The sequence below is a fragment of the Chlorobium sp. genome (genome assembly GCF_036528655.1).
Lineage (GTDB): Bacteria > Bacteroidota > Chlorobiia > Chlorobiales > Chlorobiaceae > Chlorobium.
In genome coordinates this window covers 15,641-31,251 of sequence record NZ_JAIGND010000041.1, presented here as the reverse complement: position 1 = coordinate 31,251, position 15,611 = coordinate 15,641, and the positions used below count along the sequence as shown (strand labels likewise).

Below are 15,611 nucleotides of genomic sequence, written 5' to 3'. Positions count from 1 at the left end.
CATGGTATTCATTGTTGGCCGGTTTTTTCTGCTTTTGCAGCAAGGTCACGGTAAAAATCCTTGAGATGTCGCGTGCCGGCAGCCGGGGCGACGTTGTCGAGTCCGCTTACCGATACCGCGAAGGCGAGTACGCCTGCCAGCGAGCGGTTGAAAATGCCGGTTACAAACAGCGCGGCATCTCCGATCCACATGGGAATGTGGGTGATCCAGGGGGACTTGCCGACGGCTTCGAAGGCCATGTTCAAGGTTTCGTTGAAGGTGTAGATGTCGGGGCCGCCCACGCTGATTTCCTTTTCATTGCTTTCGGCCGCATCGACGCAGACTTTGGCGAGATCTGCCCCGTGGATGGGATTGACGTGGTTTTCGCCGTCGCCAAGCATGAACATGTGGCCGGAGCGAGCCATGGAGAGGAACATGCCCATATCGGAAAAGAAGCCGGTTGGCCGGATGACAGCATAGGAGATGCCCGAGGCCCGAAGGTCTTTCACGAAGAGTTCGTGGGCTTTGACGACATCGACGTTCATCATCTTCTCCGCATTGAAGACCGATATGTAGATAAACTTTTTAACGCCGTGCGTGAGGGCGTCCTCAAGAAGGGCTCTGTTGCCGAGATGATCAACCTGCTCGCTGGTGATGTTGTCCTGGGGTTTGGTGAGTCCCATGCAGGAAAAAACGATATCGACGTCCCTGCATGCGTCTTTGAACGATGCAGTATCTTTGGCGTCGCCCTTTACCGCTTCTTCTATGAGCGAAGCTACCGCAGGTTCGAGGTTGGGTCCTTCGCTTGCAAGCTTTTCGGGGTTCCTTACGAGCGCGCGCACCGCATATCCCCTTCGGGCGAATTCGCTTACGACATATCTGCCGAGATAGCCCGATGCTCCGGCTACCAGCACTTCAGGTTTGTCCATGATCTCCGTTTCTTGTTTGTTATGTCCGTTTGCTCTTTTAACAGTCAGCGCCGGTTAATTGTTCAGCGGAATATACTCAGGCAGGACGCGCAAAACGGCGTTAATAACGGGATGCCTCATGAAAAGCATTTCCGCGCTTGCCAGGCGTTTGCCGCGTATATCATGCAAACATGGTATACGCGGATAGGCGAAACAGGATTTTCGTTTGAGCTGAACCGGCGGGAGGTATTTCATAGGCCGTTTTACGCTATTCGGCTGGTTTGACGGAAGCCGGGCGGGTTATGAGCTGGTTTATGGTTGTCGTGAGTTCCGGGATTTTTACCGGTTTATGCAGGCTTTTGACGATTCCCGATCGTTCAAGGTCTTTGTGGCCTATATCTTTGCCATAACCTGTCATGAGGATTACCGGAAGCAGTGGTCTTGCTTTGTGCAGTTCGACAGCCAGTTCGATACCGCTCATCAATGGCATTGTCAGATCAGTGATGACCAGATTGAACTGGTCGGGTTTTTGACTGAAAAGTTCGAGAGCTTCGACAGGCGAATCCAGCGCGGTGACATTGAAACCGAGTTTCGTCAGCAATATGGTCATCATCCTGTTGTTGGCGCTTTCGTCGTCCACGATAAGAATGTTGCCGTTGCCGGGCATGGGAGAATCGTGCGTTCCGATTTTTCCGCAAGGAGTGTCGATGGTCGGAAGGTAGACATGAAACACAGAGCCTTTTCCGGGGGTGCTTGCCGCTGTTATTACCCCATTGCAGCCTGTGATGATGCCATGAACCACAGACAGCCCGAGACCGGTACCTTTGTTGACCGGTTTTGTCGTGAAGAATGGTTCGAACATCCGTTCGAGAGTTGCCTCGTCCATGCCGATGCCGGTATCGGCTACAGCGAGCCTTATATACGTTTTCTTCTGCAGTTTCGGATGCAGCAGCACCAAGGCGTCGTCCGGTACGATTTCCGTCAGTTCAATTGTCATGATGCCTCCCGATTCCTCCATAGCCTGAAATGCGTTGATGCAGAAATTGACGATGACCTGATGGATCCGCGACGGGTCGGCCAGGATATTGCTGCAACTGTTGTCGATCCGCTGCTCGATTGAAATGGATGATGGTATTGACGGACGCAGGAGTTTCAGCGCTTCGGCAATGACCGCCTGGACGCTTATGACAGAGGGCGTGCTTTCCTGGGCCCGGCTGAATGTCAGGATCTGTTCGACAAGATTCCGGGAGCGTTCGGCGGCATGCATGATTTCCTTAAAGTAGTCGTGGAACGCATCGCTGTCGTCTGTGCTGCTTATGCCTATTTCGGCGTAACCGATGATGGGTGTAAGGATATTGTTGAAATCGTGCGCTATTCCTCCGGCAAGCGTTCCGATGGTTTCAAGACGCTGGGATTTTCGCAGGCTCGATTCAAGCAATCGCTTGTTTTCCTCCTCCTGTTTTCTGTCCGTGACGTCGATGACTATGCCGACGTATCGCAGTATCCTTCCATCCTTGTCTTTATGGGGAATTCCCCTGGTCATGAGCCAGCGGACGTTTCCGTCGCTGTCGCGAACCCTCCAGGTGCTGTTGAACTCAGCGCCTTTTTTCAGGGCATCGAGTACGGCCTGTTCGGTGATTGCCCTGTCTTCAGGGATGATTGTCCTGAGCCAGTTATCAAAGGAGGGTTCGCAACTGTCCGGTTCAAGACCGTACAGCTTCCAGATTTCACTGGACCATACGCTGGCGTTCGAAGGTGTTTGAGTTTCCCATAAACCCGCATTGACTGCGGAGAGAATGAATTGCGTCCGTTCATTGCTTTCTGAAAGCAGTTCCTGTATGCGCTTTCGCTCGGTAATGTCGTTGACGATGGAATAAAGCAACTGCTTGCTGTCGATGGTAATTGGGCCGCTCACCACTTCGACATCGCGAATCGATCCATCCGCACGCCGATGCCTGAAAAGAAAGTAATTGCATTTGCTTTCGACCGATCGCCGCATTTCCTTTTTAATCTCCTCTTCGGAAAGGGTATTGATTTCAGTGATTTTTTTTTCGAGGAGTTCTTCAAGTCGCCAGCCGTAGAAGTTCGCGGCTGCGGGATTGGCATCGACGATGCTGCCGTCTTCAGGATCGATAATGAGCATGGCGAGATGTCTGTTCTGAAAGAGGCTGCGATATCGGGCTTCGCTCTGGCGCAACTGTTCCTCGGCGAGTTCCCTGGCCTTGCGTATTCGCAGCATCGTTATGCCGTAAGCGAGGTTGTCTGCCAGTTTGGTGAGAAGTTGCGTTTCTTCGTCGTCGAAGGCGTCCGGAATGGAGGAGTAAATGGTCAGGGTGCCGAATGCCGTGCGGTTTTTTTTCAGGGGGAGGCTTTGTGCGGACGTATAACCCTGTTTCAGGGCTTCTTCCCGCCACGGCTTGAATGAAGGGTCGGTCAGGGTGTTGCTGATCGAGCAAGCCTGTCCCGTACGAATTGCACTTCCTGTAGGGCCCTGTCCCCGTTCGGTGTCCGACCAGGTAATCCTGAGCTGTTCAAGGAACCCTTCTTCAATGCCGGCCATGGCTGCGGGGCGTACGGTTTTCGCTTCATCATGCTCGGCATATCCCACCCAGGCCATCCGGTAGCCTCCTGTATCGACGACGATGCGGCAAATGTCGCCGAGCAGCGCAATTTCGTTATCTGCATGCAGCAGCGCATGGTTGCAGTTGTTGATTGCAAGCAATGCGCGATTGAGTTTCCGCAGTTTTTCTTCAGCCTGTTTTCGTCCCGTAACATTTTCCATGGTGCCGATAATGCGCGCTGCCCGGTGTCGGTCATCAAAGCCGGAAATACGGGCTTTGCTTTCTATCCAGATTGGTGTGCCGTTTTCCGGTTCCAGCTGATACGAAAGGAATACAGTATCCGTATTATCTTCAAGGGACGATCTGATGCGGGAAAAAAAATTCTGGTGACTTACAGGGAGTCGGGCCATCTCTGCAAAACAGGATTCCGTTGTATCCGGACAAGGAGCAATGCCGGTGAGTTCGTAATACCGGGGGCTCAGCAGAATAATTCCTGTATTCAGGTTCCATTCCCAGAATACTTCAGTGGCGATGTTAAGGATCAGTTGTGCTCTATGGGGGTCGGTATGCATGGTATTCGTTAATTCACATCCATGTTTCAGTTCCGGTTATGCTGCTCTGATTAATTATTGCTGTGGATCTTTTGGGGAACCATGCTGAAAATACCTTGAAAAAAGGAACTTGCAGCCGTTTTTTTTGGAAAGCCGGTGTGTTTGCGTTTGATCTGCCGTTATTTTTACCGTTCTGCTTGCCTGAAATGTTTGAAGTTGCAGGGCGAACAATCAGTTCTTTTGGTATTTTTCAAAAACGAAATCTGACGCTGACCCATCATTCAAACCCCATTTTTCGGAGGTTACTCTCATGAACAATTTCTGCAGATCGCTCTTTGCCGGCATGGTTCTGATGCTCTCTGCCGGGTGCGCATCGACCGCCAACAACAATCTCAACAGCCTGCTGTGGATGCAATCCTCTGCGGAGTACAAGGCCAGCGCCGTGCAGACCTACAATGCTGCATTTCAAAACATCGACGCAGCGCTCGCAGATCGAAGTTGGACGGCAGCCATGGAACAGGATGGAGACTGCTTCTCCTTGCCACCTGCGGTTGTAATGGATATCGATGAGACCGTGCTGGACAATTCAGGCTATATGGGCAGACTGGCGCTTGAAAACGGCGCATGGAGTGCCGACACCTGGGACGAGTGGGTAGCCCTGCAGGAGGCTGCGGCCGTTCCCGGTGCGATCGAATTCATCAATGCCATGCGGGGTAAAGGTGTTCGGGTGATTCTCATTTCAAACAGGGAGTGCAGGAAACGAAGCGAATCGGGAGAGCCATGCCCGCAGCAAACCGATACGATCGCCAATCTCCGCAAAGCAGGCATGCTCGATCCAGGGCCTGAGACCATTCTGTTGAAGGGCGAAGAACCGGGTTGGACTTCCGAGAAGAAAAGCCGCAGAGAGCGGGTTGCCAAAAAGTACCGGATCGTGATGCTTTTCGGCGATGATTTCGGCGATTTTCTTCCGGGCGTGAAATCCGCCATCACTCCGGAGGAGAGAGATCGTCTTGTCGGCGAGTACCGGGGTTATTGGGGCAAAAAATGGTTCATGCTGCCTAATCCAACCTATGGTTCCTGGCTGGACATACTGAGCGAACCGAAGTCGGGATATATCAAAACTTACGGTAACAAGTGAGATACGTGACAGGCAGGCATCCGGCATTGTTGTGCAGTCGCATCCTTACGACAAACAAATATTGCATTCCGTTATAACGGGAACTCCACCTTCATCCCTGCATAGCCGGGTTCGACGGGGCAGTGGAGGTTGCGGCGGAAGTAGAGAGCTGCGGTCTCTCCCGTGCAGTGGCAGGGGATTATTCTGCCAATGTCGAAAGCGTTCAACTCCTCGACCGTTCGGTTGAGCCGTTCCGGAGATGCGGTCGAAAGGTGGAATCCGCCGATAAGGGCGGCAATGCGGTTTCTTCCGGTAAGTTCCGTGACATAACGCAGCGTGTTGACGATGCCCGAGTGGCAGCATCCGGCAATCAGCACCAGTCCGTCACGGGTTTCGAACCATATCGAAAGATCGTCCTCGATCGCGTCGGGTATGGCGCCTTCGGTATCAAGGTAGAATGGTCCTCCGGTATCTTCGAACCCTGTCTGCCGGGGGACGGGTCCTGTAATTCCGGCTCCGCAAGGAAGTACCGAGGGTTGTTCGATGAAGTTTATCCTGTTTTCCGGCAGTGCTGCAAGCGTCGCCGAGACTTTTTCAGGCATGAAGGTCGGTTTCGCAATGCCCTCACGGATGCTGTAGCGTTTCCGGAAAGCGCCGGGATGGAGGTAGACGTCGGCTTCTGGCGCAAGGGAAAGCACATCGCAGACGCCCCCCGTATGATCGTAATGGCCATGGCTCAATACAAGCTGCCTGACTTCGGACAGATCGACGCCAAGGGCCGTTGCGTTAGGCAGAAGCACATTCTCCCTGCCGGTGTCGAAGAGGACGGTGCAGGTTCCCGTTTCGATCAATGCCGCAAAGCCGTGTTCGGCAGTGCAGTACTCTGATGCGTTGTTGTCTGAAAGAATGGTGAGCGAGAGGTTGATGCCGTTCATGGCTGAGTCCATGCTTTTTTTTGATTCCGGTGTGCAGTTCATAAAAACAGCCCGCCTTTGGGACGGGCCGCTGTCGAATCGGTTCATGTGGCTCTCAGAGCCCTATTCTCAGGCCGAGCATCACGTTATGGCTGTCGATACTGATTTTATCCGTTACTCCATCGAATTCGGCATCCGCGGTTATCAGATAACGGTATTTGGCATCGAGCTTGATCATCGGAGCGATGCTGAATCCTGCGCCGACTCCCACCTGGCCGGCAAGAACCGTACTGCTGTCGTCGGCCGAGGGTAAACCGTCAGTTTTTATATCTGCAAGCCCTATACCGGCGGTAAGGTAGGGAGTGACAGGATTGATCGGCAGATCGAGATCGATGTATCCGTTAGCCATGTAGGTAACCATTGATACATCGATGTCGCTCTCCTCGATACCGTTATTCTGATAACCGATTTCGCCTTCAAGGCGCAGATTTCCGCTATCAAGACCTACGGCACCGGTAACGGCATATCCGGTGTCGTAAGGCCAGGTAAAACCGCCTCCCAGATCTGAATCTTCCATCATGGCGATTCCTGCCGAACCGCTGACGTAAGGTGTTGCCGCACAGGCAGATGCCGTCGTGCCGATTAAGAGCACGGCGCCGGCGAGAATTGTTCTCCATATGTTCATCGTATGATCCTCCGGAATGTTGTCGTTCAAGAGACAAATGGGCGTTGTACCCACAGGTAATGTACATACAGCAACCGAGTCTTCAAATCCATTTTCGTGTTTTACCGCAAGGCGTTATACCGTTTTGCCGGATTGGCTGCGAAATGGTTATTTTACGGTCGGTTTTACGAGACAGCGAACCGCACATAAAACAAAACGTACCATGCAGAAGGAATCGATAAGTATTCTCGGATGCGGCTGGCTCGGCCTGCCGCTCGGCGTCGCACTCATGAAGGAAGGGTATTTCGTTAAAGGGAGCACCACGAAGGAGGCGAAGATCGACCTGCTTCGCCAGGCTGGCATCGAGCCTTATCTCGTGACGCTCGATCCGGAAATCGACGGGGATGACCTCTGCGATTTCCTGCAGAGCGACATCCTCGTCCTCAATATTCCGCCGTCGAGGAGGGAAGATATCGTGGAGTTTCATATCCAGCAGATTTCTTCGCTTATCGACGCTCTCGGGCAATCTCCGGTGCGATCGGTGCTGTTCGTCAGCTCCACGTCGGTCTATCCTATGCTCAATCGCGAGGTGAGCGAAGAGGACGCTCTGGATCCGGATTCGCCTTCCGGGCAGGCACTGCTGCATGCCGAAGAGATGCTCATGCAGGAGAGCGGGTTCCAGACTACGGTGGTGCGATTCGGCGGGCTTGTCGGGTATGAACGGGGGCCCGAAAGCTACCTTGCGCGCATGACGGAGATTGCGGCTCCCCGGCAGCCCATGAACCTGACCCATCGGGACGACTGTGTGCGCATCATCATGGAGATCATACGGCTCCGGCAGTGGGGGGAGGTATTCAACGCATGCAGTCCGGAGCATCCGCTTCGGATCGATTATTACCGCCGCGCAGCCGAAGCATCCGGTCTCCCGCTGCCGCCGGAAGCCGTGACAACGGAACCTGCCGGCTTCAAGCTGGTCAGCAGCCGGAAGCTCGAAAATGCGCTCGGCTACACATTCATGCATCACGTTCAGTAAGACGGGGATGACGTCGACGCATACGGCATTCCTGCTCGCGGCGCCGTCGAGCGGCTCCGGTAAAACGACGCTCGCTCTGGCCCTTATGCGGATTCTCGCAAAAAGGGGGCTCCGGGTTCAGCCGTTCAAGTGCGGGCCCGACTACCTCGATACCCGTCTGCACGGATTGGCCGCATCCTGCTGCGGCAGGCAGAGCAACGGCATCAACCTCGATACCTTCATGGCCTCGGAGCGGCATACACGCGAACTGTTCGCCCGGCATGGCCGAAATGCCGATGTTTCTGCAGTCGAAGGCGTCATGGGACTATTCGACGGAGCCGAAAAAGCAGAGGGAAGCAGCGCGGAGATCGCAAAACTGCTCGATCTTCCGGTCATCATGGTGCTGAACGCAAAAAGCATGGCCTACTCGGCGGCCCCTCTGCTCTACGGGTTCCGCACCTTCGATCCGGACTTGCGGCTTGCAGGAGTGATTTTCAATCAGGTCGGTACGTCCTCTCACTACAGCTACCTCGAGGCGGCAGCGAAGGATGCCGGCGTCGAACCGCTTGGTTATGTGCCCCGAAACCAGCGGATCTCGATCAGCGAGCGCCATCTTGGCCTCAATACCTCGCCCGATTACGACCGCGACGCGATCATCGAGGCCATGGCGGAGCATGTCGCAAAGACCGTTTGCATTGACCGGCTCCTTGAAATTGCCCGGACTGTTCTGCCCGAAATCGATGCGCCGCAGCTCTCCGCTCCGGAGTCTGCCGGTTCTCGAAGGAGGATTATCGCCGTCGCCAGGGACGAAGCGTTCAACTTCCTTTATGATGAAAACCTGACGGTGCTGCAGGAGCATGGGGAGGTTGTCTTTTTCAGTCCCATGGAAGATCGTTCGCTTCCACGGGCGGATCTGCTCTATCTGGCTGGCGGTTATCCTGAACTGCATGCGGAAAAACTCGCTGCCAACCGGGATATGCGCGAAGCCGTAACCGCTTATTGTATGCGGGGAGGCGCAGCCTGGGCCGAGTGCGGCGGGCTGATGTACCTGGCAAAAACATTCACGACGGCCGACGGCACCGCCCACCCTATGTGCGGCGTGTTCGATCTCGATACCTCCATGCAGGACGCCCGGCTGAGCCTCGGCTACCGCAAGGTCCGGTTCGATGGCGGTTACCCTATGGAGCTTCGCGGCCACGAGTTCCACTACTCCCGAATCGTCCGGCAGGGCCTGTTGCAGAACGCGGCATCGGTCAGAAACACCCGGAACGAGCCTGTCGGTACCGCACTTTTCCGCACCGGAAACACCTTCGCCTCCTATGTGCACCTCTATTGGGGAGAACGGCGGGATTTTCCGGCATTCCTCATGGCAGCACTTCAGGCTTAGGGAGAGTATGGCGGGATATATCATCACCGGAGGTCCGGGGAGCGGTAAGAGCACGCTTATCGAAGGGTTACGACAGCATGGGTTTCGCTGTTACAGCGAGGTCTCGCGGCAGCTTATACGCCACCAGAGCATGGAGCCGGATGGTGTACTGCCGTGGAAAAATCTGCCGGCCTTCGCCAGCCTCGCATTCGACGCCATGATCGATCAGCATGAAGATGCCCTCGGGAGTTCCGGCATCTGTTTTTTCGACCGAGGAATCCCCGATATTTTCGGTTACCTCGAAGCCGGCGGGTATCGGGGGTCAAGGCTGGGCTACGAGTTGTGCGAAGTGCCGAAAACAACGGTAGACGATCGGATAACATTTCTCAATACCGTTACAGGATGAACTCCATGTCGTAGCCGCCCTGTTCGCTCTCCTCGATGAAGCCGATCAGAGTTTCGATGAAACCAAGGAATTTTTGAGGATCGATCCTGCGAAGCCAGGCGATTGCTGCGGGCTTGTCCTGCCATCCGAGCAGGATGGTCTCCTCTTTTTCGGGATCGATTTTTCCTGCCGCTTCTCCGATAATATTGTTCAGGCTCCTCAGATTTCCGTTCGGCAGGTAGGCTTCGTCCCAGCTGTCCAGACCGTTGCCGGACTCGGATACGAACGGCAAGGTATTGCAGGCCCCGACGATGCCGTAATGGAAAAGCGAGGCATAGTCGTGAGCATCGATTCCGAGAGTCGCATAGGCTCTGTAGCCGCTGTCCCCGAGACGCACCCGGTTGATGGTGCCGGTCCGGCAGATGGAGAGTTCCCGATGTTCCGGCTTGCTGTCGTCGATGAGAATATGATGCACGTTCATAACCGCTTCGTTTCGGAGGTAGAAACCTTTAATGGATGGATGCTGTTTTGCTTTTACTGCAGATTGCTTTTCCGGACTGATATTTATATAATTAATTTTGGTTTATCGATGCGTATCACCGGTCGTTCGGAGAACTGTGATTTTCATGGGCTGTAAAACAAACTTATTTATCGAGCAAGAATGGAAGGAAATTTTTCGAATAGAGTACAGGACGTCATCCGTCTCAGCCGTGAAGAGGCGTTGAGGCTCGGGCACGATTACATCGGCACAGAGCACCTCCTGCTGGGCCTTATAAGAGAGGGCGAGGGAATAGCTGCCCGCATACTGAAAAACCTCAAGATCGATCTGTTCCGTCTTAAACAGACCATAGAAGAGAGCACGCACCAGAAGGTTCCGGCAACGCAGATGGGCAACGTGCCGCTCACCAAGCAGGCCGAAAAGGTACTGAAGATCACCTATCTCGAAGCGAAAATCTGCAAATCGAACATTATCGGCACCGAACATCTGCTGCTTTCGATTCTCAAGGGCGAAGACAATATCGCAGCACAGATTCTCGAACAGTTCGGCGTTACCTACGATCTCGTGCGCGACGAACTGATCACCATCACCACAGGCAGGAGCGAAGCCGACGAGCCTCCCATGGAGGGTTCCTACTCGGCGGGCTCTTCGGAGCGTGTTCCGAAAAAAGGCGATCCCAAGCGCGGCGAGCGCACAAAAACGCCTGTGCTCGACAATTTCGGGCGCGACATCACCCGTCTGGCGCTGGAGGACAAACTCGATCCCATCATCGGTCGCGAAAAGGAGATCGAACGCGTTGCGCAGGTACTCAGTCGGCGAAAAAAGAACAACCCTGTGCTGATCGGAGAGCCCGGCGTAGGCAAGACCGCAATCGCCGAAGGCCTTGCGCTCAAGATCGTGCAGCGAAAGGTATCCCGAGTGCTCTACGACAAGCGCGTGGTTGCGCTCGATCTTGCCGCGCTTGTCGCCGGCACGAAGTACCGCGGCCAGTTCGAAGAGCGCATGAAAGCGCTCATGAACGAGCTCGAACGCTCACGCGACGTGATTCTGTTCATCGACGAGCTGCATACCATCGTCGGCGCAGGCGGCGCCTCCGGTTCCCTCGACGCCAGCAATATTTTCAAGCCCGCGCTGGCCCGCGGCGAACTGCAGTGCATCGGGGCCACCACGCTCGACGAGTATCGCCAGTACATTGAAAAGGACGGTGCGCTCGACCGCCGTTTTCAGAAAATCATGGTCGAACCGGCATCCGTCGACGAAACCATCCAGATTCTCAACAATATCAAGTCGAAGTACGAGTCGCACCATCACGTGCGCTACTCCGAAGATGCCATCGAGAAAGCCGTGAAATTTTCGGAGCGCTACATCACCGACAGGTTTCTGCCCGACAAGGCCATCGACGTGATGGACGAGGCCGGCGCAAGGGTGCATCTGAGCAATATCCATGTGCCCAACGAGATCCTCGAACTTGAAAAGTCCATCGAAGATGTCAAGGCGGAGAAGAACCAGGTGGTGAAGATGCAGAACTTCGAGGAGGCTGCAAAGCTGCGCGACAAGGAGAAAAACCTGCTCGAATCGCTTGATCACGCCAAGCAGGAGTGGGAAGAACGCTCTTCGGAAAGCGTTTACGACGTCACCGAAGCCGATATCTCATCGGTGATCGCCATGATGACCGGTATACCCGTGGTCAAGGTGGCACAGTCGGAATCGAAGAAGCTTCTCAGCATGGAGGCCGACCTCATGAAAGAGGTGATCGGACAGGATGAGGCCATAAAAAAGATAACCAAGGCGATCCAGCGGACACGGGCAGGGCTCAAGGACCCGTCGCGTCCGATCGGCTCGTTCATTTTCCTCGGTCCCACAGGCGTCGGCAAGACGGAGCTTGCCAAAGCGCTTACACGCTATATTTTCGACAGTGAGGACGCCATGATCAGGGCCGACATGAGCGAGTACATGGAGAAGTTCTCCGTGAGCCGCCTTGTGGGAGCGCCTCCCGGCTACGTTGGCTATGAAGAAGGCGGCCAGCTGACCGAAAAGGTGCGTCGCAAACCCTATTCTGTGGTGCTGATCGATGAAATCGAAAAGGCGCATCCCGATGTCTTCAACATCCTGCTCCAGGTGCTCGATGAAGGCGTGCTGACCGATGGTCTTGGCCGTAAAGTCGATTTTCGCAACACCATCATCATCATGACCTCGAACATCGGAGCCAAGGACATCAAGAACATCGGTGCAGGCACCGGAATGGGCTTTTCCGCGCCGGACGATGCCACAGGAAGCTACAAGAGCATGAAGTCCACCATCGAGGACGCACTGAAGCGTGTGTTCAATCCCGAGTTCCTGAACCGTATCGACGACATCATCGTCTTTCATCCGCTCGATAAGCAGCATATCTTCAAAATCATCGATATCACTGCCGGGAAGCTTTTCAGAAGGCTCCGCGAAATGGGTATCGAGGTCGAGATCGACGAAAGGGCCAAGGAGTTTCTTGTCGACAAGGGGTACGATCAGAAGTACGGCGCACGACCCCTCAAAAGGGCGCTGCAGAAGTATGTCGAGGATCCTCTTGCCGAAGAGATGCTGAAGGGCCGGTTCACAGAAGGCAGCCTGATAAGGATTACCTTTGACGAAGTCGAAAAGGAGCTGCGTTTTACGGAAGGCCATGAACAGAAACCGACAGGAAAAGCCGAGGAGGTAACTCCTCCGGAAGAGAAGTAGGCCCTTACGGCAGACAGAAAAAGAAAGCGCCCGCGAGTTTTTCCGGGCGCTTTTCTTTTACCGCAGCGGCAGGAACCCTATACGCCCGGAGGCAGAGGATGGTCCTTGATTGCCGCAAGGGACTGCTCAAGCAGTTCGTCAGGCAGGGCGTAGTCGGTTATTCTGCCCGACATGAAAGAATCGTAGCCCTGCAGATCCATAAGCCCGTGTCCCGACCAGTTCATGAGAATCACTTTTTCCTTTCCCTCTTCTTTAGCCTTTTCGGCTTCACGGATGCTCTGGGCGATGGCATGCGAGGTTTCGGGGGCGGGAATGAACCCTTCGGTATGGGCGAAGAGCAGCGCGGCATTGTAGCATTCGGTCTGCGGCAGGGCGGTTGCGTCGATCAGGCCCAGCTGTTTGACATGGCTCACCAGCGGTGCCATGCCGTGGTAACGCAATCCTCCGGCATGGATAGCCGGTGGTATGAAGCGGTGTCCGAGGCTGTGCATGGGCAGAAGCGGCGTCATTTTGGCGACGTCTCCGGTGTCGTACACATAGGGGCCCCGCGTGAGGGTCGGGCAGGCTTCCGGTTCGGTTGCGATCACCTGCACCTCGCGACCGTGTATCTTGTCGCAGATAAAGGGGAAGCTGATGCCCGCGAAATTCGATCCCCCTCCGGCGCAGCCGATCACCACGTCGGGGTAGACTCCGATTTTGTCGAGCTGCTTTTTCGCTTCGAGCCCGATGATGGTCTGGTGCAGCATCACGTGGTTCAGGACGCTGCCGAGCGCATAGCGGGTATCCTCGCGCTCTACGGCCTGTTCGATCGCTTCGCTGATGGCTATGCCGAGGCTGCCGGGAGTGTCGGGCATCTCTTCGAGGATGCTGCGTCCCGCAGCCGTCAGGCTGCTCGGGCTGGCGATGCACTCCGCGCCCCATGTTTTCATCATGATCTTCCGGAACGGCTTCTGGTCGAAGCTGATGCGCACCATAAACACCTTGCACTCTATTCCGATCAGCTTGCAGCTCATCGCAAGCGCGCTGCCCCATTGACCCGCACCGGTTTCCGTTGTCAGGTATTTGATACCGAACTCCCGGTTATACCAGGCCTGTGCGACGGCGGTGTTTGGCTTGTGGCTTCCGGCAGGCGAAACGCCTTCGTTCTTGTAAAAGATTTTTGCCGGCGTGCCGAGTGCCTTTTCAAGTCTTCGAGCCCTGTAAAGCGGCGAAGGACGCCAGAGCTTCAGGATGCCGAGCACCTCTTCGGGGATGTCGATCCAGCGATCGGTGCTCATTTCCTGCTCGATCAGGTTCATGGGAAAAACCTTTGCAAGATCATCAGGCGAAATCGGCAGGCCGTTCATACCGAGAGGCGGAGGCATGGGAGAGGGAAGATCGGCCTGGATATTGTACCACTGCCGGGGCATTTCGTGTTCGTCGAGGATGATTTTAGTTGGATCTGAACTGCTCATGGCTGTCACAAGGTTACAGGTTGCGTAAAACGCGGAGAAACAGTCAACAGGGATGTTGTGCTGCAACAAGTTAAAAGGTAGTGAATATCCCGGGAATTGGATAATGCAGAGTCGAACGGCTTTGGTCGGGGTGCCGAAGGCGGGGATCGAACCCGCACGTCCATTGCTGAACACAGGATTTTAAGTCCTGGGCGTCTACCAGTTCCGCCACTTCGGCCGCTCGGTTCAGGAGCAGGGATGTCAATTTAGCATCTTCAATGTTTTTACCCAAATAATGATCCATCTATTTGGCACTCATCCAGGAGAGGCTTATCTCCGGAAATGATCGTAACCGGCTAGGTCGGAGAGATTGATGGTCATGCCGTAGATGTCGGTGAGGAGGATTCCGGTCTCTTTTTCCGTTATCTCTCCGATTACCGATATATCCCTGCGATCTTCGATCGAACATGCGGATTCGGGCGGAAGCGTGAAGAGCAGTTCGTAGTCTTCGCCGCCTGCGATCGACCAGGTGATGACATCTTCCTGCAGTTCGTCAGCGATCTCCCTGGCCTGGGGGTTGACGGGAATCCGGCTTTCGAGAATTATCGCGCCGGTGTCGGAGCTGGCGCAGATATGCCGCAGATCGGAACCGATTCCGTCGGAAACATCGATCATTGCGCTGGGTACGATATTTCGCTCATGAAAGAATTTTACGATGTCGATCCGTGCTGCGGGCAGCAGCTGGTGTCTGATCGCATTTCGGTACTCCTCCAGATCGGCTATGATGCTGTTGCTGTAAGGTTCGTTACCGGAAATCTGTTCGAGCATGATATGCTTTTCTCTCATAAGCACTTTAAGCCCGGCGGCCGCGCCGCCGAGCGTACCGGTTACGCAGATGAGATCGCCAGGTTGCGCACCGCTGCGCATCGTGATGCGCTCCGCTGTAACCTCGCCGGTCATGGAGACCGTAATGACAAGGCCCGAACGGGAATGGGAGGTATCGCCTCCCGCAATGGCAAGTCCGTATTCCGACGCGGCCTGACTCATGCCGGTGTAAAGCTCTTCGATCATCCCGACGGAAAAAGAGGAGGGAACGGCCAGCGAGACCATCGCATAGCTCGGCAGGGCGTTCATGGCGCAGATATCCGAGACGTTCACGCTGATGCATTTGCTGCCGAGATGCCGGAGGGGCGAGAAGAGCAGATCGAAGTGCACCTGCTCGGCCAGCAGGTCGGTTGTGGCAACCTGCATTGTGGTTTCTGAAAGCCGGTAAACCGCACAGTCGTCACCGATTCCCTTCACAAGAGCGGGCGTTCCGGCAAGGGTCGGCTGCACGAGCTTCGAAATCCGGTCGATCAGTCCGAACTCGCCGATATCCGATATGGCTTTATAAGGCATATTTTTATGTACATTATTCAAACACTCAGCATCGACAGGTTCTCAGGCGATCGAGATGCGGCCGATGACTGCTTCAGATGCAGGCTCGGTCAGCCGAGCTTTTTCATTT

The 15,611-nt window shown here is 54.8% G+C and carries 13 protein-coding genes and 1 tRNA gene; 6 read left to right on the top strand and 8 right to left on the bottom strand.

Annotation, left to right across the window (positions count from 1 at the left end):
• Positions 1 to 8 precede the first annotated feature (8 nt).
• Together K4305_RS11160 and K4305_RS11155 are read right to left on the bottom strand one after the other, a co-directional pair.
• Entirely contained in the window at positions 9 to 908 is a 900-nt protein-coding gene (locus tag K4305_RS11160) for an SDR family oxidoreductase (RefSeq protein WP_331562526.1), read from the bottom strand.
• A gap of 247 nt (positions 909 to 1,155) precedes the next feature.
• On the bottom strand, positions 1,156 to 4,020 hold the full coding sequence (locus K4305_RS11155) for a PAS domain S-box protein (RefSeq protein WP_331562525.1): 2,865 nt from the start codon (positions 4,018 to 4,020) through the stop codon (positions 1,156 to 1,158).
• A gap of 95 nt (positions 4,021 to 4,115) precedes the next feature.
• On the opposite strand from K4305_RS11155, the gene K4305_RS11150 reads away from it, so the two are divergent.
• Both K4305_RS11150 and K4305_RS11145 read left to right on the top strand, forming a co-directional pair.
• Positions 4,116 to 4,313 carry a hypothetical protein gene (locus tag K4305_RS11150; protein WP_331562524.1) on the top strand — a complete coding sequence of 66 codons (198 nt, stop codon included), beginning with the start codon at positions 4,116 to 4,118 and terminating at the stop codon, positions 4,311 to 4,313.
• The gene (locus K4305_RS11145; protein WP_331562523.1) at positions 4,310 to 5,137 is read left to right on the top strand and encodes a 5'-nucleotidase, lipoprotein e(P4) family; all 828 of its coding nucleotides are present in this window, start codon (positions 4,310 to 4,312) and stop codon (positions 5,135 to 5,137) included. The genes K4305_RS11150 and K4305_RS11145 overlap by 4 nt, the downstream gene beginning before the upstream one ends.
• A 71-nt stretch (positions 5,138 to 5,208) precedes the next feature.
• On the opposite strand, the gene K4305_RS11140 is transcribed toward K4305_RS11145, so the two are convergent.
• Both K4305_RS11140 and K4305_RS11135 read right to left on the bottom strand, forming a co-directional pair.
• Positions 5,209 to 6,063, bottom strand: a complete 855-nt coding sequence (locus K4305_RS11140; RefSeq protein ID WP_331562522.1) for an MBL fold metallo-hydrolase — start codon at positions 6,061 to 6,063, stop codon at positions 5,209 to 5,211.
• 82 nt (positions 6,064 to 6,145) lie between these two features.
• Positions 6,146 to 6,715, bottom strand: coding sequence for an outer membrane protein (locus K4305_RS11135; RefSeq protein WP_331562521.1), 570 nt, complete (start codon positions 6,713 to 6,715; stop codon positions 6,146 to 6,148).
• 202 nt (positions 6,716 to 6,917) lie between these two features.
• On the opposite strand from K4305_RS11135, the gene K4305_RS11130 reads away from it, so the two are divergent.
• From K4305_RS11130 to K4305_RS11120, 3 genes are read left to right on the top strand one after another with little or no spacing between them, the layout of a single operon-like run.
• Complete coding sequence (locus K4305_RS11130) at positions 6,918 to 7,727, top strand: SDR family oxidoreductase (RefSeq protein ID WP_331562520.1); 810 nt, start codon at positions 6,918 to 6,920, stop codon at positions 7,725 to 7,727.
• Between the two features lie 7 nt (positions 7,728 to 7,734).
• Positions 7,735 to 9,093 carry a cobyrinate a,c-diamide synthase gene (locus tag K4305_RS11125; protein ID WP_331562519.1) on the top strand — a complete coding sequence of 453 codons (1,359 nt, stop codon included), beginning with the start codon at positions 7,735 to 7,737 and terminating at the stop codon, positions 9,091 to 9,093.
• Positions 9,094 to 9,100: 7 nt separating this feature from the next.
• Positions 9,101 to 9,478 carry an AAA family ATPase gene (locus K4305_RS11120; protein WP_331562518.1) on the top strand — a complete coding sequence of 126 codons (378 nt, stop codon included), beginning with the start codon at positions 9,101 to 9,103 and terminating at the stop codon, positions 9,476 to 9,478.
• Here K4305_RS11120 and K4305_RS11115 read toward each other — a convergent pair.
• Positions 9,468 to 9,938, bottom strand: coding sequence for a hypothetical protein (locus tag K4305_RS11115; protein WP_331562517.1), 471 nt, complete (start codon positions 9,936 to 9,938; stop codon positions 9,468 to 9,470). The two genes, K4305_RS11120 and K4305_RS11115, sit on opposite strands and share 11 nt — an antisense overlap.
• Positions 9,939 to 10,118: 180 nt before the next feature.
• Here K4305_RS11115 and K4305_RS11110 point away from each other — a divergent pair, with 180 nt between their 5' ends.
• Positions 10,119 to 12,671 (top strand): ATP-dependent Clp protease ATP-binding subunit, encoded by a 2,553-nt coding sequence (locus K4305_RS11110; RefSeq protein ID WP_331562516.1) that lies wholly within the window; start codon positions 10,119 to 10,121, stop codon positions 12,669 to 12,671.
• Between the two features lie 77 nt (positions 12,672 to 12,748).
• Here the strand turns inward: K4305_RS11110 and K4305_RS11105 are convergent, their stop codons facing one another.
• The 3 genes from K4305_RS11105 to thiL form a co-directional block, all read right to left on the bottom strand.
• Positions 12,749 to 14,125, bottom strand: a complete 1,377-nt coding sequence (locus tag K4305_RS11105) for a TrpB-like pyridoxal phosphate-dependent enzyme (protein WP_331562514.1) — start codon at positions 14,123 to 14,125, stop codon at positions 12,749 to 12,751.
• 131 nt (positions 14,126 to 14,256) lie between these two features.
• A tRNA-Leu gene (locus K4305_RS11100) sits at positions 14,257 to 14,342 on the bottom strand.
• Between the two features lie 92 nt (positions 14,343 to 14,434).
• Entirely contained in the window at positions 14,435 to 15,502 is a 1,068-nt protein-coding gene (gene thiL, locus K4305_RS11095; protein ID WP_331562513.1) for a thiamine-phosphate kinase, read from the bottom strand.
• Positions 15,503 to 15,611: the final 109 nt, after the last annotated feature.